21 protein-coding genes are annotated in these 22,979 nt (G+C 38.1%); 10 read left to right on the forward strand and 11 right to left on the reverse strand.

The features are described from left to right. Nucleotides 1–131 precede the first annotated feature (131 nt). From TOL5_RS04285 to TOL5_RS04295, 3 genes are all read right to left on the reverse strand, one after another. Nucleotides 132–1,595, reverse strand: coding sequence for an amino acid permease (locus TOL5_RS04285; RefSeq protein ID WP_004829930.1), 1,464 nt, complete (start codon nucleotides 1,593–1,595; stop codon nucleotides 132–134). Between the two features lie 2 nt (nucleotides 1,596–1,597). Then, nucleotides 1,598–2,629 carry a class I SAM-dependent methyltransferase gene (locus TOL5_RS04290; RefSeq protein ID WP_004829927.1) on the reverse strand — a complete coding sequence of 344 codons (1,032 nt, stop codon included), beginning with the start codon at nucleotides 2,627–2,629 and terminating at the stop codon, nucleotides 1,598–1,600. Nucleotides 2,630–2,699: 70 nt separating this feature from the next. Continuing rightward, the gene (locus TOL5_RS04295) at nucleotides 2,700–4,073 is read right to left on the reverse strand and encodes a uracil-xanthine permease family protein (RefSeq protein WP_004829925.1); all 1,374 of its coding nucleotides are present in this window, start codon (nucleotides 4,071–4,073) and stop codon (nucleotides 2,700–2,702) included. A gap of 174 nt (nucleotides 4,074–4,247) precedes the next feature. Between TOL5_RS04295 and typA the strand changes: the two genes are divergently transcribed. The 4 genes from typA to TOL5_RS04315 all read left to right on the forward strand — a co-directional run bounded on the left by typA (nucleotide 4,248) and on the right by TOL5_RS04315 (nucleotide 8,295). After that, complete coding sequence (gene typA, locus TOL5_RS04300) at nucleotides 4,248–6,083, forward strand: translational GTPase TypA (RefSeq protein ID WP_004829923.1); 1,836 nt, start codon at nucleotides 4,248–4,250, stop codon at nucleotides 6,081–6,083. 193 nt (nucleotides 6,084–6,276) lie between these two features. After that, nucleotides 6,277–6,708: a large conductance mechanosensitive channel protein MscL gene (gene mscL / locus TOL5_RS04305; protein ID WP_004829921.1), complete on the forward strand. Its 432-nt coding sequence runs from the start codon at nucleotides 6,277–6,279 to the stop codon at nucleotides 6,706–6,708. Nucleotides 6,709–6,841: 133 nt separating this feature from the next. Then, complete coding sequence (locus TOL5_RS04310; RefSeq protein WP_009585871.1) at nucleotides 6,842–7,483, forward strand: hypothetical protein; 642 nt, start codon at nucleotides 6,842–6,844, stop codon at nucleotides 7,481–7,483. Nucleotides 7,484–7,497: 14 nt separating this feature from the next. Beyond that, nucleotides 7,498–8,295, forward strand: coding sequence for a hypothetical protein (locus TOL5_RS04315; protein WP_227544136.1), 798 nt, complete (start codon nucleotides 7,498–7,500; stop codon nucleotides 8,293–8,295). 113 nt (nucleotides 8,296–8,408) lie between these two features. On the opposite strand, the gene TOL5_RS04320 is transcribed toward TOL5_RS04315, so the two are convergent. Further along, complete coding sequence (locus TOL5_RS04320) at nucleotides 8,409–8,693, reverse strand: peptidylprolyl isomerase (RefSeq protein ID WP_046759572.1); 285 nt, start codon at nucleotides 8,691–8,693, stop codon at nucleotides 8,409–8,411. Further along, entirely contained in the window at nucleotides 8,690–9,541 is an 852-nt protein-coding gene (gene mutM / locus TOL5_RS04325) for a bifunctional DNA-formamidopyrimidine glycosylase/DNA-(apurinic or apyrimidinic site) lyase (RefSeq protein ID WP_046759573.1), read from the reverse strand. Before mutM ends, TOL5_RS04320 begins: the two co-directional genes overlap by 4 nt. A 389-nt stretch (nucleotides 9,542–9,930) precedes the next feature. On the opposite strand from mutM, the gene TOL5_RS04330 reads away from it, so the two are divergent. The 4 genes from TOL5_RS04330 (at nucleotide 9,931) to TOL5_RS04345 (ending at nucleotide 15,558) form a co-directional block, all read left to right on the forward strand. Beyond that, nucleotides 9,931–11,229 (forward strand): carbohydrate porin, encoded by a 1,299-nt coding sequence (locus tag TOL5_RS04330; RefSeq protein WP_121775522.1) that lies wholly within the window; start codon nucleotides 9,931–9,933, stop codon nucleotides 11,227–11,229. A 33-nt stretch (nucleotides 11,230–11,262) separates the two neighbouring features. Beyond that, nucleotides 11,263–13,386: a TonB-dependent receptor gene (locus TOL5_RS04335; protein WP_121775523.1), complete on the forward strand. Its 2,124-nt coding sequence runs from the start codon at nucleotides 11,263–11,265 to the stop codon at nucleotides 13,384–13,386. A gap of 19 nt (nucleotides 13,387–13,405) precedes the next feature. Then, on the forward strand, nucleotides 13,406–14,524 hold the full coding sequence (locus tag TOL5_RS04340) for an NADH:flavin oxidoreductase/NADH oxidase (RefSeq protein WP_121775524.1): 1,119 nt from the start codon (nucleotides 13,406–13,408) through the stop codon (nucleotides 14,522–14,524). A 110-nt stretch (nucleotides 14,525–14,634) separates the two neighbouring features. Further along, the gene (locus TOL5_RS04345; protein WP_121775525.1) at nucleotides 14,635–15,558 is read left to right on the forward strand and encodes an AEC family transporter; all 924 of its coding nucleotides are present in this window, start codon (nucleotides 14,635–14,637) and stop codon (nucleotides 15,556–15,558) included. 35 nt (nucleotides 15,559–15,593) lie between these two features. Here TOL5_RS04345 and TOL5_RS04350 read toward each other — a convergent pair whose 3' ends face one another. The 5 genes from TOL5_RS04350 to TOL5_RS04370 form a co-directional block, all read right to left on the reverse strand. Next, nucleotides 15,594–16,406: a tetratricopeptide repeat protein gene (locus tag TOL5_RS04350; RefSeq protein ID WP_004829908.1), complete on the reverse strand. Its 813-nt coding sequence runs from the start codon at nucleotides 16,404–16,406 to the stop codon at nucleotides 15,594–15,596. A gap of 225 nt (nucleotides 16,407–16,631) precedes the next feature. Further along, nucleotides 16,632–17,339 (reverse strand): DsbC family protein, encoded by a 708-nt coding sequence (locus TOL5_RS04355; RefSeq protein WP_042085796.1) that lies wholly within the window; start codon nucleotides 17,337–17,339, stop codon nucleotides 16,632–16,634. 104 nt (nucleotides 17,340–17,443) lie between these two features. After that, nucleotides 17,444–19,108 carry a DKNYY domain-containing protein gene (locus tag TOL5_RS04360; protein WP_227544139.1) on the reverse strand — a complete coding sequence of 555 codons (1,665 nt, stop codon included), beginning with the start codon at nucleotides 19,106–19,108 and terminating at the stop codon, nucleotides 17,444–17,446. Nucleotides 19,109–19,304: 196 nt separating this feature from the next. Further along, the gene (locus TOL5_RS04365) at nucleotides 19,305–19,625 is read right to left on the reverse strand and encodes a low molecular weight protein tyrosine phosphatase family protein (protein ID WP_005033495.1); all 321 of its coding nucleotides are present in this window, start codon (nucleotides 19,623–19,625) and stop codon (nucleotides 19,305–19,307) included. Continuing rightward, nucleotides 19,622–19,879, reverse strand: a complete 258-nt coding sequence (locus tag TOL5_RS04370; RefSeq protein WP_004829904.1) for a hypothetical protein — start codon at nucleotides 19,877–19,879, stop codon at nucleotides 19,622–19,624. The genes TOL5_RS04365 and TOL5_RS04370 overlap by 4 nt, the downstream gene beginning before the upstream one ends. Nucleotides 19,880–20,055: 176 nt before the next feature. Between TOL5_RS04370 and TOL5_RS04375 the strand changes: the two genes are divergently transcribed. Next, entirely contained in the window at nucleotides 20,056–20,301 is a 246-nt protein-coding gene (locus TOL5_RS04375; protein WP_004829903.1) for a hypothetical protein, read from the forward strand. Between the two features lie 28 nt (nucleotides 20,302–20,329). Here TOL5_RS04375 and TOL5_RS04380 read toward each other — a convergent pair whose 3' ends face one another. Continuing rightward, nucleotides 20,330–21,613 carry a TPM domain-containing protein gene (locus TOL5_RS04380; protein WP_121775527.1) on the reverse strand — a complete coding sequence of 428 codons (1,284 nt, stop codon included), beginning with the start codon at nucleotides 21,611–21,613 and terminating at the stop codon, nucleotides 20,330–20,332. A 188-nt stretch (nucleotides 21,614–21,801) separates the two neighbouring features. Between TOL5_RS04380 and TOL5_RS04385 the strand changes: the two genes are divergently transcribed. Beyond that, entirely contained in the window at nucleotides 21,802–22,977 is a 1,176-nt protein-coding gene (locus TOL5_RS04385) for a PQQ-dependent sugar dehydrogenase (protein WP_121775528.1), read from the forward strand. Nucleotides 22,978–22,979 lie beyond the last annotated feature (2 nt).

Genomic DNA, 22,979 nt, shown 5'->3' on the forward strand with positions numbered 1-22,979 from the left:
ATGGGCGCTATTCTATAAATAAAAAAAACTTTGTCAATCCATCCCGCCAATTTTTTTAGATTAAACAGGGGCGTTCAAGCTAAAAAAAATAATAAAGCAGCTCGAAAGCTGCTTTATCTAAATATTCTAATTTATTCTTTTTCCACTGAAATTGGACTGACATCCATTTTGTCATAAGGTACAAATTTAGTTTTATGCTTCCATTTATAACCAAGCCAAATCACAAGGAACAGCGGAATACTGATATAAGTGGACAGCACGCTCATCCATTTTCCTGCAAGAATAGCCTCTGAATTTTGTCCAAGAATAATAATGGCACAGAGAATAAATGCAAACCAAGGACCAAATGGGAAGAATTTTGCTCGATACGCTAAATCTTCCAGTTTGTGACCTTGTGCCAAATAGCCTTTACGGAAGCGATAATGCGAGACTGCAATACCTAACCACACGATAAAACCACACATTCCTGACATATTTAACAGCCACGTAAATACCACACTTTCACCAATAAAGGTGGTCAAGAAACACAGTGCTGCAATTGCAGTCGTGGCATAGAGTGCATTCATTGGCACGCCACGCAGATCGAGTTTAGCGAAAATTCGTGGTGCTTTTCCTTCACGAGCCATATCAAATAACATACGTGTTGATGAATACATGCCCGAATTACCCGCAGACATAATGGCAGTTAAAATCACCGCATTCATTAAGCCTGCTGCAAAAGCTAATCCTGCTTTTTCGTACAATAAGGTAAATGGTGAAAGGGTAATATTACCGTCGCCTTCAGCAGCAAGAGCAAGATTTGGATCTGTATATGCCACCAAGGTACCGATGATAAAAATACATAAAATATAGAATAACAGAATTCGCCAGAAGATCTGTTTGATTGCAATCGGAATGGTTTTCTTTGGATCTTTAGATTCACCCGCAGCAACGCCTACCATTTCAGTTCCCTGAAATGAGAATCCTGCAATCATGGCAACACCGACCAAGGCTTGGAATCCACCCACGAAAGGTGCATCACCAATGGTCCAATTCTTTGTAATTGAATCTGTTGGATCTAACATGATTTTGCCAATCATGAATAAGCCAATCACAATAAAGAACAGGATGGCAATGACTTTGACCAAGGAGAATAAGAATTCACTTTCACCAAAGCCTTTGACGGTTAATGCATTGATAAAGAAGATAATGGCGAGAAAGATTGCACTCCACCAGAATCCAGGAATATCGGGAAACCAAAACTTCATAATGAACTGAACTGCAACCAGCTCAAAAGCAACAGTAATTGCCCAGTTATACCAATAGTTCCAACCCAGAGCGAATCCAAAGCCTTCTTCTACATATTTATTACCATAGGTAAAAAATGCACCTGAAGTTGGGTTGTGAGTTGCCAATTCACCCAAACTGGTCATTAAGAAATAAATCATAATACCAATCAGTACATAGGCAAGTAGTGCTCCACCTGGACCTGCTGTGGCAATGGTTTGACCAGAAGCAAGAAATAATCCTGTACCGATAGAACCGCCAATCGCGATCATGTTTAAATGTCGTGCTCCAAGCTTACGCTGGAGTTGTGGATGATCTGTTTCGCTCATCGTTATTCCTTACTGCTTTTTTGAGTATTGGCGAATAGCACTTTAAAGCCTTGTTGATCGGCTTTTGTAATGCATTGACCAAAGCTCTGCTCAATGAGTAATGGGTAATTTAGGAAGCGGTTTGCCACAATCCATAATTCACCGCCTGATTTTAAATGTCGTCTTGCAGTTTTACATAATGTTTCACTGGCATTGTAGTCGGTTTGAATACCTTGGTGAAACGGTGGATTGCTGACGATGGCATGTAAAAACAATGGCGCATCCTCAATTCCAGTCACTGCTTTTATTTCGAGTTGTTCTAAAGGTAAATGATTCTTTTCAAACGTCATTTGTGTTGAAGCTAAAGCAAAAGCATCAACATCTAAAGCAAAAATACGATTTTTAGGATTGAGTTTTGAGAGAAATGCGCTGATGACCCCCGCACCACATCCAAAGTCAGCAATTTTTCCTGAAGTGACTTGTTTCAAATAAGGCAATAGTACAGCAGTTCCAATATCTAATCGATTTTGACTAAATACACCAGGTAGGGCACAAATGCGAAGATCACCTGAAGGCGTGCTGACATTGTATTCTTGCGCCCATTGTGCGAGCGGTTTCGGAGTCACGGTTTTATCAGTCGTCAATTGCCACATTTGGCAATGACGTGCGCTGTCTAATTTTATGGCTTGACCATAAGGCAATAATTGTTTTGCAGCACGTTCAACACCGCCTTTCTTTTCTCCAACCAAAAAGATTGAAGCGCCGATTGCTAAACGAGCAACCAACTGATGCAGAACATAATTGAGTAATTCTTTGGATTTTGGGACAAAAACAATAGCTTGATCAAAATCAGCCTCTGCCATGTCTGTTCCAAAATGCACGTTGGCTTGTTGGTTTTGGAAATATTGGAACTCATTGTAATTCCAAGTCCAAACACTTGCCTCGATGTCATGAGCTAAATTTGAAAGTAGATCATCCGTTGGTGCATTGACCAATAAAACACGTCCAGAGAGATAGTCATGCTGTCGAATGACAACTTCACTTCTTGGCTCCATATTCACCATCCATCATTAAAATTGAACAATAATGCCCAGTCTAGGCTGGGCATTATAAAGAATTGATTCGTTATTTTTTAGTTTCAGGCAAAACTAAATTTAAAATTAAGGCAGCTAGTCCGCCTGTCGCAACACCAGAACTAAAGATATTGCGTGGTAATTCTGGTAAATGTTCTAAAATTTGAGGAACTTGGGCAACACCTAAGCCAAGTGCAAGTGAAATTGCAATAATCAGCAAGGCACGACGGTCAAGTTGAATTCCAGATAAAATGTTAATTCCCGATGCTGCTACAGCACCAAACATCACCATGACTGCACCACCAAGAACGGCTTGAGGCACAGCTTGGATGATTCCAGCAACAGCTGGAAATAATCCAAGAATGATGAGCATGATCGCAATCCAAATACCGACAAATCGACTCGCAACACCTGTCAATTGAATCACACCATTATTTTGGGCAAAAACAGAACTTGGAAAGGTATTGAACAGCCCTGCAAGAAATGAGTTTGCACCATTGACCAATACACCACCTTTGATTCGCTCCATCCAAACAGGACCATCAACAGGTTGGTTTGAGATTTTTGAGGTCGCAGTCACGTCACCAATTGCTTCTAGAGAGGTCACGAGGTAGATGAATGCCATTGGAATAAACAGACTCCAAGAGAAACTAATTCCAAAGTGCATAGGTGTTGGGATTTGAATTAATGGGGCATCTTTTAAGCCTGAAAAATTTAAATAGCCCATAAAGCCTGCAAGAATATATCCAATCACTAAGGCGATTAAAATTGCAGAACTCTTAATCCAAACCACTTTAAATCGATTGAGCAAGATGATAATCGCCAATACTGTACATGACATAATCAGATTATCTTTGCTTGCAAAAGTGTGGGTGTCCATTGCTTGATAGCCACCACCCATACTGATAAGACCTTCTTTAATTAAGGTCAATCCAATCAGCAATACCACGATTCCTGTCACCAATGGTGTAATGAGTTTTTTCACCCAAGGTAAAATGCGTGATACACCCATTTCGATAAATGAACCTGCGATCACCACACCAAAAATAGAAGCCATGACTGCTTCAACTGGAGTACCCGCTGCTACCATTGCAGAACCAATCCCAATCATTGGTCCAATAAAGTTAAAGCTTGTACCCTGTACGATCAATAAACCTGCACCAAAAGGTCCAATTTTTTTGCATTGTAAAAAAGTAGCTACCCCTGAAATCACCAAAGACATCGATAAAATCATGTTGGTGTCTTGAGGCGATACGCCTAGTGCTAAACAAATGAGTAAACCCGGGGTCACAATTGGAACGATAATCGCCAATAAGTGTTGTAAAGCAGCAAAAAATGCGATAAGTGGTTTTGGACGATCATTTAAACCATAAATAAGATCGATTTGACCCTGTTTTTGATCGGAAGAGGTATGAGAATCAGACATGGTACAGAAAGAGGAAGCTGCGAGATGGCGCTATTCTAATCGCTTTACACACTATTACAAAATAAAAAGCCAGCAGTTGTGAAAAAAACTTGTAACTGTCAATAAACTGTCACTACTAAAAGTTATCTTTTTTCTGTATAATTTGCCCTCAAATTTAAAGCGTATCGAATTTACATGTCTGATATTAAAACTCTCCGTAATATTGCCATCATCGCGCACGTCGACCATGGTAAAACGACTCTAGTAGATAAACTTTTACAACAATCAGGTGCACTCGGTGACCGCGCGGGTGAGATTGAGCGTGTTATGGATTCGAATGCGCTTGAGTCTGAACGTGGTATTACCATTCTTGCAAAAAACACTGCAATCAAATGGTTAGACAAACGTACAAACACTGAATACCGCATTAACATCGTTGACACCCCGGGACATGCTGACTTCGGTGGTGAAGTTGAACGTGTAATGTCTATGGTTGACTGTGTACTTCTTTTGGTTGATTCACAAGAAGGTCCAATGCCTCAAACTCGCTTTGTAACTCAAAAAGCGTTTGCGCGTGGTTTGAAGCCAATCGTGATCATCAACAAAGTAGACAAGCCAAGCGCTCGTCCAGACTGGGTGATCGATCAAGTATTCGATTTGTTTGATAACTTAGGCGGTAGCGACGAACAGTTAGATTTCCCAGTTGTTTATGCTTCTGGTCTTCGTGGTGTTGCTGGTCCATCTCCAGAAGAACTTGCTGAAGATATGACCCCGTTGTTCGAAACAATCGTAGATATTGTTGAACCACCTTCAGTTGATGTTGATGGTCCATTCCAAATGCAGATTTCTTCACTTGACTATAATAGTTTTGTGGGTGTAATTGGTGTGGGTCGTATTCAACGTGGTTCAGTAAAAACCAATACACCAGTGACTGTGATCGATAAAGATGGCAAGACACGTAATGGTCGTATCTTAAAAATTATGGGTTACCATGGTCTTGAGCGTGTAGATGTAGATTCAGCTCAAGCAGGTGATATCGTATGTATCACTGGTTTAGATGCATTAAACATTTCTGACACGATCTGTGATCCTAAAAATGTTGAAGCTTTACCTGCATTGTCTGTAGATGAACCTACAGTTTCGATGACTTTCCAAGTAAACAACTCACCGTTTGCGGGTAAAGAAGGTAAATTTGTAACTTCACGTAATATCCGTGAACGTTTGGATCGTGAATTGATTCATAACGTTGCTTTACGTGTAGAAGATACTGACAGCCCAGACCGTTTTAAAGTATCTGGTCGTGGTGAACTTCATCTTTCAGTATTGATTGAAACAATGCGTCGTGAAGGCTTCGAGATGGGTGTTTCTCGTCCGCAAGTGATCATGAAAGAAGTTGATGGCGAAATGCAAGAGCCATACGAGAACGTAACATTTGATGTTGAAGAACAGCATCAAGGTTCTGTTATGGAGCAAATGGGTAACCGTAAAGGTGAGTTGACCAATATGGAAGTTGACGGCAAAGGTCGTATCCGTATTGAAGCAACTGTTCCATCTCGTGGTTTGATTGGTTTCCGTTCTGAATTCTTAACCATTACTTCTGGTACTGGTATCATGACTTCAAGCTTCTCGCATTATGGTCCTGCGAAACAGGGTGCAGTTGCGAAACGTCAAAATGGTGTGTTGATCTCTATGGTTAACGGTACTTGCTTAGCGTTTGCATTGTTCACTTTACAAGACCGTGGTCGTCTGTTTGCTGAACCACAGTTAGAAGTGTATGAGGGTATGATCGTAGGTATGAACTCTCGTTCAGACGACATGACTGTGAACCCAACTAAAGCGAAACAGTTAACTAACATGCGTGCATCTGGTACAGATGAAGCATTAACGTTGACACCTGCTATTAAATTCACGCTTGAACAAGCATTAGAATTTATTGAAGATGACGAATTAGTTGAAGTTACACCTAAATCTGTTCGTATTCGTAAAAAATTCTTAACTGAAAATGAACGTAAACGTGCTTCTCGTGGCTAAGTGTTTTAACTAGGAATAATTTCATTTCTAGAAAAAAAACCGCAATTTTTTAATAAATTGCGGTTTTTTTATATAAATGTAAAAGGCTTTTGGTTTTTAACAAAAAACGAGTAAATTAAGCGGAAATGTACATGGAAACATAATGTATACTTCGTCACATAAAAAATACCTAAAATTGGCTTGGAGTTAAAATATGAGTATTCTTTCAGAATTCAGAGAGTTCGCCATTAAAGGCAACATGATGGATATGGCAATTGGTGTCATCATCGGTGGGGCATTTGGTAAAATTATTGACTCATTGGTCAAAGACGTGATCATGCCATTGATCTCTGTAATCACAGGGGGCGGTGTAGATTTCACACAAAAATTTATTGTATTGGGGGACAACCCGAATAATTTAACTTCATTAGATGCTTTACAAAAAGCAGGTGTGAATGTTTTAACCTATGGTAACTTCATCACGATCTTCTTAAACTTCCTGATTTTGGCTTGGGTTGTATTTCTGTTGGTTAAATTCCTTAATAAAATCCGTAAACCTGCTGAAGCTGCGCCTGCTGCAACACCTGAAGATATTGAATTACTCCGTGAAATTCGTGATGAATTGAAGAAACGTCCGCAAGCCTAATAAATTGGTTTGAAGTTGCAGGATTATATATTTTTAAATGGTTTTAGAAATATAAAATGATTGTAAAGAAACGAATTGAAACGGTACGATTAAGTACCGTTTTTTATGCGAGAACATAAAAAGGATGATGGCTATGGTAAAAAAAAGCATAGGGATAGTGATCACACTCATGGCTTTATCCGCTTGTTCTGAGCATCCAAAAGAACAACAGGCGGTAGAAAAGGCTCAGGCTGAACGTGCAGATCAAGCGCAAGCTGCAAGTGGTTTGACGTTTAGTGATATGCCGAATGAACAGACCACGTATGCCACCATTGAAACAGATTCAACAGATGAAAATGAAGCACTGTTACTTGCTTTGGAAACACGGTTGTTAAAGGCTAATTTTGAATTTATTGAAAAAGACAGTGGATCATCATGGTCGGAAAATGATTGTACGCTCAACAAAGTCATACAAGTAAAAGGCGAAGGAATTCGTTCATATAAAGCCGTCAGTAAAGAAAAATTAGGTGATGATCAACAGTATCGTCCAGATTTTGTCTTGTTGGTGTTTAGTTTTAAAGATGAAGCGACAGCTGAACAAAGTTTTAAAATGCTGGAATCAGCCGTTAATTCGGCAGGAGGTTACTGCAATGGTAAATCGCCTGAAAATATTGTCAGAAATGGCAATGAAATTTTTTACTTTACGACCAGAGCAGAGATGTTTAGGACGTATATTGATGATTATGCGAAGTTTGTCCATGAGTTTAAACCTGAACAAGGTGATTCAAATATATAAAAGAGTTTAAATTCATGAGAATAGCTCAGATTTTTATTTTTTTGGCGAGTTTTCTAATCTATGGATGCCAAGCCCATGTTAAAGTTGATGAAAATTTTATTAAGCAGTTCAGCCCAGAAATACGCCCTCAAGTAACCTTGATGTGTGAACAATATGATTCTAATGATCAGGTTCAAGGAGTTTATTTTAGTCACTACGCATTTGGTTTATATACCTTTATTGGAATTAAAAACAACAGATTTGAAATATTAAGCTTTGATGATGTCAAGTATTCTTCTATGGATCAAGTTTCAAATATTGAATCGCAAACAGGTCAATATATAAAACGAAATGACCAAATCATTTTAAAAACGGAAAAAATGACTAAGTCAGACCCCTTGGCAAACCAAAGTGCAGATTTTGAAAACTTTATTTATTTGCGAAACTCTCAAAGTGCATTTCTAATTAAAGATATTGAGGATGTAGCCAGTTCAATGTCATGGTCACAAACAATGGGAAGTGCGCGTTCGCAATTTAAGAAGATTCATTGTCATATTCAGGATTATCATCATTATAAAGGTGATGAAGAACCATCACCATCTTATCAAGCATTGCCTAAACGCTTTAAAGCACTTGTGTTTGATCAACCTTTGCATTTGACAGTAAAGTCTGCGGAAGACATTTCAAAGTCATTAGAGCGAAATGATGATTCCGAAACAGTTATAGAGCAAACAGTTCAAATTCTAAGTGGCAATACTCAGAAGTTATTTATAAACCAGCCAATCTGTATTATTCAAGGGCAAGGTAAAGGATTATATGGATATATCAATTAACCAAGTCAGCCCCTTACTACAGCATGGATGAGTTTTGAGCAAGGTAAAAGTACGGGAATTGCCAGACAAGGCGATATCATTTCAACTTCATACCAAGAATGTAAATCTTTAAACTAAAAATCCATACGAAATTTAATTTCAACCAAATGAAAACCAAATTGACTTTTTACAGGTCCATGTAGGATATGTTCAGCCGCAGTAAATACCAATTTATCAATCACAGGAACAAGCTGTCCTTTTTTCACTTCACCCAATTCACCACCACGTTTAGCTGAATTACACATTGAATGTTGTTTCGCAATTTTGGCAAAATCAGCGCCATCATGGATCTTCTTCTTGAGCTGCTCTGCAAGATCTTTGTCTTTGACGAGAATATGTCGAACGATTGCTGTTTTCATTTCATTTTTCCTCGTGTCTTTTTAGGCGTATCTTTGGTTCGCTTAAGTGGTTGGCATTGGGGGCAAAAAACACTGGCTCTTTGTCCAAGTTTTAGATTTTCCAAAGTCGTTTCACAGTTGATACACATTTCACCTGCGCGACCATATGCCAACAAAGTTTGTTGAAAATAGCCATTTTCACCCATCGCATTGCTATAATCTCGTAAAGTTGACCCACCCAAATCAATCGCTTGCTTTAGGATTCGTTTAATTTCAATCACCAAATTTTGAACTTGTAGCTTTGATAAGCTTGACGCAGGTTGGGCAGGGTGAATACCCAAATTAAATAAGCTTTCAGTTGCATAGATATTTCCTACACCAACGACGATATGATTATCCATGATTGCAACTTTTGTGCCGACATTTTTATTTTTTAATTTTTCAAACAAATATTCAGCATTAAATTCATCACTTAAGGGTTCAGGACCTAAAGTATCAATAAGTTTGCTTTGGCTTTGTTCATTCAGCCAAATAATGCAGCCAAATCGGCGTGGATCATGATAGCGCAATTGCATATCTTCAAATTGAATGATGAGGTGATCATGCTTTCTCATTTCATCTGACTCATCACAAATTCTAAAGCTGCCTGACATCCCTAAATGCCAGAGCATTGTATGACGTTCGAACTCAGCCAAAATATATTTGGAACGACGAGTTAAACCAATGAGTTTTTGACCTTGAAGTTGCTGAATATCTTCGGGAATTGGCCAACGTAAGCGAGATTCACGGACTTGGACATACATCACTTTCTGATCGATTAAGGGAACTAAGCTGGTTTTAGTTGTTTCAACTTCAGGTAATTCAGGCATGCATGTGTCGTATTGGGATAAGAGCTCATTATTGTATGCAAGAATGGGATGGCTTTAAAGTGTGATACTGTTAGTCCTACGACTTTAGGTTGAACCCATAAGATAAATCGCAGAATGACACGTTAGCGTGTTTGATAAGCTTTTGTTAATTAAAATAAAGTTTATTGATAAAATAAAGTTTTCCGATTGATAAAAAATATCTGATAGTTATATGTAAAAAAATGTGTAAATTTCTAGTAAATAATCTCTATAAATAATTTGGATTCTCCATAGTATTTTAGGCGTGATTGTGATTTTAAAATATGATTTTTATATTAATTTTATAAGGATCAAAAGTTTGAAATTAACAAAATTATCTGTATTCATTCTGCTCCAAATTAGGCTGCCCCATGAAAAAAATTGCTTATCCTTTATTGGCAATCTCTACTTTTACCATGATGTCTGTTGCATCGGCTGAAGATGCTTTTGACCGGCATGGATCAACCATGACAGGGGACTGGAATGGTACACGTACTGAGTGGGCTGAAAAAGGGATCAAATTCGATGGTACGATTGCCATGGATGGTTCATATCTCGCTGATGGTGGTTATGATGCACATCAAGCACCAACCTTTGCAACCCAGTTTGGTCTTGGAACTACTTTGGATATGACGAAATTAGCAGGTTGGAGTGATGTTACGATTCGTGCTTTAGTCACAGCACGTCAAGGGGAAAGCACATCATTAAGAGGGATTCAGGCACCTGATGCACCACAATGGGCAAACTCTCAAGCCAACTGGGGACGAGGTAATTCAGGAAGTCGTTTGAGTGAGCTCTATATTGAGAAGAATTTTAAAGAACAAGGGCTCAGTATTCGTGTGGGTCGAATGGGTTTGGGGACTGAATTTAATACGATGGCTTGTGATTTCCAAGGCAATGCATTCTGTGCTGCACAAATGGGGAAATGGCAAGGTAAGCTTTGGTATAACACACCCGTTTCACAATGGGGCGGACGTTTGAAGTATCAAATCAATCCTGAGTTATTCGCACAAGTGGGCGTTTTTGAATACAACCCAGACAATGCTTTGGAGCGTCAAGGCTGGAACTTGGATACCAAACATGCTGATGGTGTAAATATTCTTTCTGAAGTGGTGTGGTCACCAAAGCAAGGTTTCAATGCTTTACCAGGCAGTTATCGCTTTGGTACGCTTTACAATACTGCTGACGAGGCAAAAAATCAGTACGATGTGGCTTATAAAGCAGGAACTAAGGCTAAAGATCGTACGTATGGCGGCTGGATTGCCTTTGAACAGCAATTGATCTCAGTAGGTGAGGGCAAACGAGGTCTACATAGCTTTGGTAATTTTACTGTACATGATCGAACGACAACAGCCGTAAGTGATTCACAACAACTGGGTTTAAAGTACTATGGACTATTTAAAAGCCAACCCAACGATATTCTAGGCTTAGCCGTCAATAGAGTACATTTGAACGATCGTTATACGGATTATGTGAATAATAGTCGCTTAGGCACAAATTTAAGACAGCTGAATGAAGATGCAGAGTATAATGTTGAGTTAAATTACTCATATTACCCTGCCAAATGGTTCATGCTTCGTCCTTTAGTGCAGTATGTGGTGCATCCTGGTGCAACCAATCAGGTCGACAATGCATTGGTCATTGGCTTGGGGTCTAAAATTATTTTCTAAAATTATTTTCTGCAATCACCCGAGGAAACCTAGATGCAAAGAGTGAAACATTTAAAAATTAATACCACACTACTTTGTTTAACAGTCTGTATTTCCCAGAACATCTATGCTGAATCGAAATCTCAGGATTCCACTCAGCAACTCCCCACCATTAAAGTTGAAGCAACACGCTCAGACACGAGCATACTCAATACGCCTGCATCTGTTTATCGTATAGACCAACAACAAAATCAAAATAATATGGGAGTGAACCTCACTGAAACTCTCAAAGGCATTCCGGGCTTACAGCTCAATAACCGTGAAAATTATGCGCAAGATTTACAACTGTCCATGCGTGGCTTCGGTGCACGTTCAACCTTTGGTGTCCGTGGTATCCGTTTGTATGTGGATGGTATTCCTGCAACCATGCCCGATGGACAAGGTCAGACGTCAAATATTGATTTAAGCAGTTTGGATCATATTGAAGTACTGGGTGGACCTTTTTCATCACTCTATGGAAATTCATCAGGTGGGACGATTCTAACGACAACCAAAGAGGGAACAGGGCGCGATTCGATTGAGTTAGGATACTCTGGTGGAAGTAACAATAAAGGGCGTGCTGATATTGTTTTACAAGGTGGTGCCGATAAAGCCAATGAGCCAAGTTATGTGATTAGTTCTTCGTATTTTGATACTGATGGCTATCGTGATCATAGTGCAGCAAGAAAAACCTTGAGTAATGCTAAACTCACTTGGGATTTGGATGACGGCTCAAAAATTAATTGGATCACCAATTATGTAAATATTCATGCGGATGATCCACAAGGTCTCAGTCGGGATCAATGGAAGCAAAACCCTAAACAAGTGAATGATAGTAAGAATATCTATAATGTGCGCAAAGATATTAATCAGACACAAACAGGTGTTAATTGGACCAAGCCCATCAACGACCAAAATGAAATTTATTCAATGGCTTATTTAGGTCATCGAGAGGTCACACAATATCAATCTATTCCGAATACTGCTCAAAAGAATCCTCGCCATGCAGGTGGTGTTATTGATTTTTCCAGAGATTTTTATGGTGCAGATTTACGTTGGACTGGTAAAGAGCTTTTGCCGAACACGCGTATCAGTTTAGGGCTTGCCTATGATGCCATGAATGAAGATCGCCAAGGATATGAAAATTTTGATGCCAATGGTCAATATGGAGTAAAAGGTAAGCTACGCCGTGATGAACGAAATACTTTATGGAATTTAGACCCTTATCTTCAGGCGTCTTGGCAATTTTTACCGACTGTACGGCTAGACACAGGATTGCGTTATAGCAATGTCCATTATGAATCTAAAGATCATTACATCACAAGCTCTAATGGCAACGATAGTGGACAAACAGATTATAACAAATTACTTCCATCAGCTGCTTTGACATGGGAAATTACGCCTGAGATTAGCAGTTATATCAGCTATGCCAAAGGATTTGAAACACCAACTTTCACTGAAATGGCTTATCCAACCAGTGGAACTTCAGGGATAAACTTTGCACTGAAACCTTCGACCAGTGATAACTATGAACTGGGTTTAAAGGCACAAAATCAATTGGGTAATTTCACGGCTGCAGTTTTTCAAAGCAATACACGAGATGATATTGTTTCTGCCGGTTCTGTGGATGGTCGAGCGACCTATCAAAATGCAGACAAGACATTACGTCAAGGCGTTGAATTATCTTGGAATAAAAAATTATGGAAAGATGTCTCTGCACAAGCCAGTTATAGCTTCCTAGATGCAACATTTGATGCCGATATCCCAAATACAGATCCGAAAAAAGTCATCCTAAGTGGAAACTACATTCCCGGTATTGCTAAAAATCAAGCCTTTATTGGACTTGGTTGGCTTCCAGAAAGTGGTTTGAATGCTGGGGTCGATGTTCGTTATATGGATAAAATCTATGTTGACGATCTCAATACAGATACTGCACCAAGTTATACAGTCACCAGCCTAAATGTCGGTTATATCTGGAAAAACAAAGATTGGAAAGTCCGTAGTTTTGCTCGAGTCGATAATCTATTCGACAAAAACTATGTTGGCTCAGTTATTGTAAATGATGGTAATGGGCGATTCTTTGAACCTGCAGATGGTATTAACTGGAGTGCCGGTTTGAGTGTCACCAAACAATTTTAATTCGCTGGGAAAGTAATTTATGTCTGCTCAACCGAAGTTATTTGAATCCATTCAATTTGGCTCGCTCGCACTGAGCAATAAAATAATTATTGCACCAATGTGTCAATATTCTGCAACTGATCAAGGCGAAATCACGTATTGGCATGAACAGCAATGGGCAAATTATGCTTTGTCAGGTGCAAGCTTGTGTATTGTAGAAGCGACTGCGGTTCAAGCAGAAGGACGTATCAGCTATGCAGACCTTGGTTTGTGGAATGATACACAACGAGATCAAATAAAGGCTTTATTGAATAAAGTAAAAACGATAGCGCCAACGCCTTTTGGCGTACAACTTGCACATGCAGGTCGTAAAGCCTCAACGGATAAACCATGGTTGGGGAAAGGGCAAATTGCAGCAGATCATGCGCACGGTTGGCAGACAGTTTCTGCCAGTGATATTGCATTCAACATTGAAGATGTTGCACCACATGCATTAACGCTTGAAGAAATACAAGTTATCATTGATGATTTTGCACAGGCTGCAATCCGTGCTGTTGAGGCAGGTTTTTCATTGATTGAAATCCACGCAGCCCATGGCTATTTGCTACATCAATTTATGTCACCTTTGTCGAATTATCGTACAGATCAATATGGTGGCAGTTTTGAAAATCGTATTCGCTTAACTTTAGAGGTTTTTCAAGCCATTCGAAATGCAGTGCCTGCCAATTATCCTATAGGTGTACGCCTTTCAGCAACGGACTGGATGGATGCTGAAAATGGTTGGAACATTGAGTCGAGTATTGGTTTATCAAAAGCCTTGGCGCAGTTGGGAGCGGTCTATATCCATGTATCCTCAGGCGGCTTACATGCTCAACAAAACATCAAGATTGGTGCAAACTATCAAGTGCCATTTGCCAATGCAATTAAACAACAAGTGAATATTCCAGTAATTGCTGTCGGGTTGATTACCGAGGCTGAACAGGCTGAACAGATTCTTCAGCAGGGTGAGGCAGATGCAATTGCATTGGCAAGAGCAATCTTGTATGACCCACGTTGGCCATGGCATGCTGCAGCGAAACTGGGCGCTCACATTTCGATTGCACCTCAGTATTTACGTTGTCAGCCTCATGGAATAAAGGATTTGTTTTCAGCATACTGATGACATTACAGTTTTGTGTAATCTATTATTCTTTTAAAGTATTTATATTCATCAAAGATATATTTTAGGATATATCTTTATTTACAAGTTCTGGAAAAGGAACGGTTTAAATGATTTTTTCGGTAATTTTTCCAGTATTTTTCTTGTTATTTCTGGGTTTTATCTCTGTTAAAATCCAATTAATTAGCAAAGCACAAATCATAGCCTTGAGTGCTTTTGTGATCAAAATCGCTTTACCTGCTTTGCTCCTTCATGCCTTAGCTTCAAAAGATCTGCATGAAATTTGGTATCCTGCATACTTCTTTGTCTATGCCAGTGTCACTTTTGCCTTATTTATTCTGGCTTTCTTCATAGGGCAGAAAATTTTTAAAAATCATTTTACCCATGCCTCAGTGTTTTCATTGGGGGCTTCGATGTCCAATACAGGACTATTGGGTGCTGCAATTTTAACTTTGCTCATGGGCAGTGAGGCCATGATTTACATCTCTTTGGTGGTCATCATCGAAAGTGTTTTTCTCGTGCCATTAATGCTGACTTTGGCTGAAATTGGACGCCAACGACAAGCCAATTTAGTCGCTATCTTAAAAATAACTTTTATAACCTTACTAAAAAATCCGCTATTTCTATCGGTAATGATTGGCATGAGTTGCGCAGTTTTCAATATACAGATTCCACATCTGTTGGATTCAGTTTTTGCTATGCTTGGGCAAACAGCTTCGCCACTGGCACTCTTTATTATTGGCGGGGGAATGGTGGGGCTCACTATTCAATCCTTTAATCTGCAAACCATTTATCTTGTGGTCTCAAAAAATATTTGTATGCCGATATTGGTCTATTTGGGTTTTACCCATTTTACAGACTTAGATCAAAAAATGATTTATGCAGGTACATTAATTGCAGCTTTGCCGATGCCTTCGATCTTTGGAATTTTTGGACAGATTTATGGTTTGAATGAAAAAGCACTAACGCCGTTGATGATCAGTACATTTTTGAGTTTTATGGTTGTGAGTGTTTTGATCGGTGTATGGTGGTAAAGCACACATAAGCGTGTGCTTTACACTTTGGCAGATTATTTTTTCGGAGCAGCAGCTTTTGCTGGCGCTTTAGCTTTCTCAGCAATTAACTTATTGACCACTTCTAGGGATTCTTTCGCTTTAGGCACATTATTTTTTGCTAACTCAGCGAAAATCTTTTGCGCTTCAGGTAAGTTTTGATCAATGATATTGCCGTTGGTCAGCATATTTCCTACAGCCATTAATGCAGGAATATAGCCTTTCTTGGCTAAGTTTTGAATTTCATTGAGACCTTGATTCACCGTGGCTGCATTTTTCTTTTTTAAACCATCTGTAATGTCATAGAGGGCTTTGGCATGAATCGCAGGTGCAAAATCTTTTTTCACTAAAGGATCAAGTTTTTGTAAACCCAGCTTGTCTGATGCAGGCGTACCCTCTGCAAATAATAAAACAGCCAATTCTACAGTCGCGTCATCAAAACCTTGAGATGATGATTTCTCTAAATATTCACGAACTTTCTTTTCATCTTTGCTTAAACCTAACTGTCCTACAGCATAACTTTGAGCCAACACATAACTTGCAACAGGATAGCCTTTTGCTGAAGCATCCTGATAATATTTCAATGCTTTTTTATCATCTTTGGCAGTACCTTGCCCAGTTTGGGTTAAATAGCCTAAGTTATATAAGGCTTGTGCATTGCCTGTTTTAGCGAGGCGGTCTAATTCTTGATAGGCTGCTGGGTAATTTTTTGCTTGAATGAGTTCTTGTGCCTTCGCAAAAGCAGGATCAACATTCGTTTTAGGTGCATCAGCAGCAAATGCTGAAATACAAGATAAACTTAGAAGTGCTGCAATAAGTGTTTTTTTCATTTTGAAACGGTACCTGATTTTAATTTCAACATAATTCCATTTATGGTGTCAGAATGGATTGATGACATTTTTAATCATAATTTGAAAATTAATAATGTAAACATACCAATTGTATTTGTTGGTGCATTTATGTTTTGATTTTTTATAGATAAGCATAAATTAAGCATGTTTTAAAGTTATTCTTGCAGAAGAAATGAAAATCATTGCTTCTGCTTTTCGAAAAAATTATTTAACTGCTTTTAACAATAACTCAATTTCACCTGCATCACGTGCACCTGAAATACGTGTTCCATCTTGTAAGAAGAAAGTTGGCGTACCATCTACATTAAGCGTTTTAGCCAAAGCGATATTCTTTTCTACAGGAGTGGTGCAAGATTTGGTTGAACTTGGTTGTTTTTTATCAAGGGTATAATCTTGCCATGCTTGGTATGGGTTTTTAGCGCACCAAATTTGTTGCGAGACATTTTCAGCGTTAGGATGTAAACGTGTGATTGGGTATAAGAATAAATAAATCGTCACGTTATCGACATTTTTTAATTCTTTTTCAAGATGTTGGCAATAAGGACAATCTGGATCACTAAACACATAAATGGTACGTTCACCTTTGCCTTTGACATGCTTAATGGCTTGTTTTAAGGGTAATGATTTGACATCAATACTTTTTAAAACCTGTTCACGTTCAGCAGTTAGATTCTTTTGTTCTTTTAAATCAATTAAATTACCGACAAAGAAATATTTCGCTTCTTCATTGGTATAGACAATACGCCCCCCCATATAAACTTCATAAACATCTTTGATCGGCGAGTTCTGTACCGATTTCACTTCAATTTCAGGATATTTAGTTTTTAAGTTTTGTTCTAATGTTTTGATGTCCGCATGTACAGAAGTAAAGCTAAAAATACTTAAACTGAGAAGAGATAACCAAATTTTCATGATAAAACTCGAAATAATAATATCGATATTGTGCACTCAATGGTACTTAAAAATATATTGAGATCATGTAATTGAGATTAAAAAATCTCACTCAAACCTGTTGTTTATTTTTTCAAAATGCTGTGAATACCATGTTGTGCTAATTGCTGTTGTAATTGTTCAATATACTGATTTAATTCTGCTTGAGAATCTACATTTAAACTCAACTTTGAACTAAAGTTGAAGTTCATTGAGCGTTTGCCATTGCGTTGTACAATTCGGAAATGACCAATACAGCCTTTTGCATGTGTTGTTCTGTTTATACTAAATTCCACCTGTTGAATCTGCGCTATAGGATAAGCAGTCAGCATCAAATTGCTGACAATCAATTTATGATTTCGAATATAAAATGGAGCAAAATTTAAATTAAACCTTTTAAATAACCAAATCAAAGCACTGAAAATAACAACAAAGATGAGGGGAGCAATAAAACCCCAATATTTGTCCGAGCGGTTCTCTGTCTTCGCCTCAACCAAAGTTGTGTGTTTGGCTTCAACCATCTTCTGTTCATCAATCCATTGACGAATATCGTCTGTACGTGGTTGAGTTTTTAGTAAACTTTGAATGGTTTGCGGGTCACGAATATGATAAACCGTGGCTCGAATCAGTTGGCTGTCACCAAGCTGGTCAAAATAATAAAAAGCATTGCCATTTTTCCATACGCTACCGCTGTTGTAATTCACATTTCCCAGTTGTTGCCAAGTCGAAACCTGTGGCTCATCTAATTTTAAAATACGCGTTACTCTGGAGGAAGATGAACCTTTGCTACTTCGATATTCACGGGCTTGTAAGTAGAGAAGTTGCTGACCATTCGAAAAAATTGCAGGCGCAATTTCTTTAAAGGATTGCCCTAAAAATGGATTATCCCCAGCACGTACCATTTTTTCTTTATTTACATCAAAATAATAGATGCCCGTGTCGTTATAAAATAACGCATGATTGCTGTGGTCACCATATTTGCTGAGCAGATGATAAGGTGCAAATTGTGGATCAAAGGCAAATTGATTGACATAAACCATGCCATCAATCGGATTGAATAAATAGCTTTGATTGTTAGAGTTCTCTATATCAAGGGTATAAAGCTTTTGATTGTCCTTTAAGCTAAGTCGTGTGTTGTTGAAGTATACGTTTGTACCATCTGCCCTAAAAATATGATTTTCTTCGCCAGAGACTAAGCGTAATTGATGAGAGTGAGCATCTGGAAGTAATTTTCCACGATAATAGGTCAATATTCCGTTACTGGCTGTATCAATGTCTGCATTGACTAGATAAGGTTGATCACTCTGTTCCAGTTTAAAATAAGGATAAAGATAACTTTGTGGTTTTGATCCAATGCCAAAATTTTGTAGTATGATTTGAAAAACTTCTTGAATCACAGATAAATTTTCATTTCGCTCAGTCATCGGTGAACAATACCAAGTCTCTTTTCCATCTGTGAAATAACTGTTGCCAATAGTCTTCAGTTTTTGCGGTTGTACACCTTTTAAAAGGATGTTACCACAGTAGACATTTTTTTGATCTGCACCAAGTTGTCGATATTGGTAATGGTCATTCGGCAAATAAAATGTTTTCGCATCTGCTTCGGGAATGAGGTAATCGCCATTACTCGGTACTGAAGCATAAATTCGGTTGTTATATTTTTCAAATACTCCCATTTTCTCGCTGGTTGCACCAAAAGGTATGGTATTTGAATCCGGACCTGAACATCTAAATAAAAAGCTCAAGCTCAACAGAAGCCCCAAAGCTGTTAAGAGGAGAGTAATGGTTCGAAGGATAGAAAAAACATTGAATGAATTCTGCATTATTCGCTTTATTTTTTAATTGTGATCAGTCCTCATGACAAGATCATTCTAATTTATTTTTTACCTATTCAGTAGCGAATTTAGTAGAGAATTGTGCAGATTGCTTGTATCACTATATTTTCATTTAAGGCAAATAAGGCAACATGCTCTCTTTCAAAAGCTCGATTAATGCTTCATCCATGTAGGGATATTCATCCGGAATGTCCAAAACAATCACTTTTTTGTGTTGTAGTGGTTGAGGGAATTTTTCTTTGATGTTTTGTTTGTGCTTTTGCTCCATCACAAAAATCATATCTGCCCAAGCGATATCTTTGAGAGAGATCGTATGTTTGGCATGTTTGCTTGTTCCAGCAGAACGAGTGGCAATGCCATAGCCCACTGCAAAGATACGCTCAGCAGTGGGACTACGCCATTGATTACGACTACATATAAAAAGGCTGTTCAATCAGCGATCATCCAAAACTCATATTGTGCTTGTTTTCGTCTTTTTGCCGAGGAAACACGCGGGTATTCAATCCCAAGTTGTTTGGAGCGAGATCTTTTGAGTGATCTATTCCAAAGCATTTTCCAGTCTTTTTCAGGTTTCCACAGGGTAGAGCTATGTCTACAATCTCGACCACGATGTAAAAAATTGACTTTACGTCTCCATGCGCGGTTTCTGTTTATATCGTTTGCAAATAATTGTGATGTAATGTCCATAGGATAAAACTCATGAGTTGATCGGGTTCAGCAGCCGCGATAACACATGATGGAATTATTTTATAAGTATTTATTGATCCAGACAAGTTGTAAGTATGTGCTGATCAGCACTTTGAACAGACTTAAATGATCTGAAAAGGGTATAATTCTGATTCAATTAGATTGATGAGAAAACCATGTTTATTAAAGCGATTAAGCGTAATTATGACAAAATTAGTCAGGACGAAAGTATTGCTGACGAAGACAAGATTGATGCGCTACTGATCAAGTTAGGTGGTGAGTTTCTTGTGAGTCAAGATGATCGTGTCTATTGCTTTGAAAAAGACGGTTTAACTGCAAAATTTGATGCAAAACATGCCCGTGCTTTTCATTTTAAGGAATATGTCTGCAAGGACATGAATAAACTGTTTCATGGTTTTTGAATAAAATTTAGCCGCTCAGGCTTAACGGTTACCAAGAGCCTGATGCGCCTCCACCCCCTGAACTACCTCCAGAACTTCTACTGCTACCCGATGATGAACTGGAGCTAGAGGAAGATGAGCTATTGCTCGATGAACTTGAGGAAGAGCTTGAATAGGATGATGAACGTGAAAAGGTTGAAGGTGTTTCTTTAAACCATTCCTGATATTCAGCAGGATAATAATGTTGATAAGGCTTGGCTATCGAATAAATGAGTGTCCAAATCAAAAGCAAGATGAATGGACAGAAAATAAAAAACATCAATACGGGAATCCAACTGTTTGGCAGAAGAAATGCCAATATGATTGGAATGCCGATCAATAAAACAGCATATTTCTTTGGAATCTTTTCAGGTAAAGTCGATAATTTCATCAGTTTATAGATATTTTGATAATGATTAAATTTAGCGACTAGCCAAAGGACGAAAACGTACAAGCCAAAAAGCAAAAAGAAATTTAGTCCTGTAACAATCCAACAAAATAGATGGTGAATAGGCAAAAATACGATTAAAAATAAAGGAATTCCTTTGATTCTAATCTGCTGTTTTTTAAGCGTTTGATAAATTGGCGAAAAATAGATGACTAAAATACAACTCACCATAATATTCCAAATAAAAACAACAAAATAGTTGATGAAGTGCTTTGAGGGCTGGTCTAAGTGTATGACATGCGGATTTTCTTGCTGTGGCGTAGCATAATGATATGTGCTTTGTGCTGTCGTATCAGGAGTAGATTTTTGTTCAACATCGTGAAGTTTGGGAATGTCTATGGTTAAGTTGGGTGATTGACCAAGTTCATTCTGTGCGAGTGCGATACCTGTATAGTATTCATCATTTTTAAAATGGGGTGCGAGAGTATTTCGAATAATTCGACCAGATTGTATATCTGTTATATCCCCCTCTAAACCATAGCCAACCTCAATTCGCATTTTTCGATCATCTTTGGCGATCAGTAACAATACACCATTATCTTGTTGAGCATTACCAATTTTGATGGTGTTAAAAATATCATTTGCCACATGCTCGATTGAATCGCCGTCTAAAGTGGAAATCATTAATATCTTAAGGTCGATATTTTTTTGTTTAAAAATAACTTCATTGTTCTGTTTGAGCTTTTCAATCTCAGCTGTAGTTAATGTTTGAGTGGTATCTAAAATATGGTGTTTTTTTAATTCTTCTAGCATTTTTGGCGATAGCGCATGACAGGTAATACTGAGTAATAGACTCAGTGTTAAGAGCATGAACTGTTGATAAATTGCTTTATTGAATAAATACATCTTTAATATTTTTTAGTCTGTGAGGTTGATTTTAAATGGAGAGGAACATGAGTGAAACAATTTTTACAAATGAAAGAAGAGTCCATTTGAATCTTCTCAAAAGCATTTGATTATGTATTCATCATTTAAGTTGTATAATATCAACAAGAAGCTGTTTCTTCGTAAGATTAATCGAGACGTATAAAAAAATGATGAAAATATTCTCAATCTTATTGCTCTATTTAGTTTGTCCAATGGTCGTTTTTGCTCAACAGCCAAAGCTGGTGCCCCATCAAATCAATTTGAAAAATGGAAAGCGCTTTTCTTTAAATTTACCTGCAAATTTTGAAATTACTCCTGCTGCAGAAGGTTTAAAACGCGTTCGCTTTTTTACTAAAGCTCCTGATGGTAGAATGTTTGTCACCGATATGCATGATTTGTCTGATAATAAAAAAGGCATCATCTATATTTTGGATCAATGGAATGCTGAAACAGGTCGATTTGGCAAAATAATTCCTTATATGACTGGTTTGAAAAATCCAAATTCGATTCAGTTTTATACAGATGATACAGGGCAAGATTGGTTATATTTAGCTGAAACTGACCAACTCACTCGACGTAAATTTACCCAAGGTGAAACCAAACCAATGGGTGAAATAGAAGTCTTAGCAACATTTCCCGATTATGGCTTAAGCTACAAATATGGTGGTTGGCATCTAACACGGACAATTGCTGTAGGGGGCAATGGAAAAATTTATGTTTCAGTTGGCTCTAGTTGCAATGCATGTGTTGAAAAAGAAAAAGTTCGAGCAACAGTTTTAGAAATGAACCCAGATGGTTCTGAACAAAAGATTTTTGCCCAAGGTTTACGTAATGCAGTGGGTTTAAAATGGATAGGTAAAGTTTTATTTGCCACCAATCAGGGGGCAGACCATTTAGGTAAAAATAAGCCTGATGAAACTTTTTATGCCCTTAAACGTGATGCTGATTATGGTTGGCCTTCATGCTATTCGTCGAATGGTAAAATTTTTGCCGATGCAAAATTCAAACGTTCAAGTGGCTGTAAAAATGTATTAACACCTTACGCCTATTTCCCTGCGCATTCATCTGCACTTGGCTTTGATTATTTTGATCATCCTAATACGGATGACAGTATCAAAAATTCTTTTTTGGTTGCTTTACATGGTTCTACAGATGCCTCAATTGGTCATGGCTACAAAATTGCGATTATGCGTAAAGGACAAAAACTTGAGACTTTCATGGATGGTTTTTTAGTGGGAAAAAATGTCTATGGTCGACCTGCTGATATCTATCGAATTGATGAAAATTCATTTTATTTCTCCGATGACAAAGGCGGTGTAATTTATTATGTGAGGAGGAAATAATC

Origin of the sequence: Acinetobacter sp. Tol 5 (assembly GCF_019702905.1) — a bacterium.
GTDB lineage: Bacteria > Pseudomonadota > Gammaproteobacteria > Pseudomonadales > Moraxellaceae > Acinetobacter > Acinetobacter bereziniae.

Excerpts from the sequence above, each read along its gene's own strand:
- TOL5_RS04320 (WP_046759572.1), bottom strand. The coding sequence starts at position 8,693 with ATGAAAACAGCAATCGTTCGACATATTCTCGTCAAAGACAAAGATCTT.
- TOL5_RS04370 (WP_004829904.1), bottom strand. The coding sequence starts at position 19,879 with ATGGACATTACATCACAATTATTTGCAAACGATATAAACAGAAACCGC.
- typA (WP_004829923.1), top strand. The coding sequence starts at position 4,248 with ATGTCTGATATTAAAACTCTCCGTAATATTGCCATCATCGCGCACGTC.
- TOL5_RS04355 (WP_042085796.1), bottom strand. The coding sequence starts at position 17,339 with ATGAAAATTTGGTTATCTCTTCTCAGTTTAAGTATTTTTAGCTTTACT.
- TOL5_RS04380 (WP_121775527.1), bottom strand. The coding sequence starts at position 21,613 with ATGTATTTATTCAATAAAGCAATTTATCAACAGTTCATGCTCTTAACA.
- TOL5_RS04335 (WP_121775523.1), top strand. The coding sequence starts at position 11,263 with ATGCAAAGAGTGAAACATTTAAAAATTAATACCACACTACTTTGTTTA.
- mutM (WP_046759573.1), bottom strand. The coding sequence starts at position 9,541 with ATGCCTGAATTACCTGAAGTTGAAACAACTAAAACCAGCTTAGTTCCC.
- TOL5_RS04385 (WP_121775528.1), top strand. The coding sequence starts at position 21,802 with ATGATGAAAATATTCTCAATCTTATTGCTCTATTTAGTTTGTCCAATG.
- TOL5_RS04290 (WP_004829927.1), bottom strand. The coding sequence starts at position 2,629 with ATGGAGCCAAGAAGTGAAGTTGTCATTCGACAGCATGACTATCTCTCT.
- TOL5_RS04285 (WP_004829930.1), bottom strand. The coding sequence starts at position 1,595 with ATGAGCGAAACAGATCATCCACAACTCCAGCGTAAGCTTGGAGCACGA.
- mscL (WP_004829921.1), top strand. The coding sequence starts at position 6,277 with ATGAGTATTCTTTCAGAATTCAGAGAGTTCGCCATTAAAGGCAACATG.
- TOL5_RS04375 (WP_004829903.1), top strand. The coding sequence starts at position 20,056 with ATGTTTATTAAAGCGATTAAGCGTAATTATGACAAAATTAGTCAGGAC.
- TOL5_RS04345 (WP_121775525.1), top strand. The coding sequence starts at position 14,635 with ATGATTTTTTCGGTAATTTTTCCAGTATTTTTCTTGTTATTTCTGGGT.
- TOL5_RS04340 (WP_121775524.1), top strand. The coding sequence starts at position 13,406 with ATGTCTGCTCAACCGAAGTTATTTGAATCCATTCAATTTGGCTCGCTC.
- TOL5_RS04350 (WP_004829908.1), bottom strand. The coding sequence starts at position 16,406 with ATGAAAAAAACACTTATTGCAGCACTTCTAAGTTTATCTTGTATTTCA.
- TOL5_RS04310 (WP_009585871.1), top strand. The coding sequence starts at position 6,842 with ATGGTAAAAAAAAGCATAGGGATAGTGATCACACTCATGGCTTTATCC.
- TOL5_RS04295 (WP_004829925.1), bottom strand. The coding sequence starts at position 4,073 with ATGTCTGATTCTCATACCTCTTCCGATCAAAAACAGGGTCAAATCGAT.
- TOL5_RS04315 (WP_227544136.1), top strand. The coding sequence starts at position 7,498 with ATGAGAATAGCTCAGATTTTTATTTTTTTGGCGAGTTTTCTAATCTAT.
- TOL5_RS04330 (WP_121775522.1), top strand. The coding sequence starts at position 9,931 with ATGAAAAAAATTGCTTATCCTTTATTGGCAATCTCTACTTTTACCATG.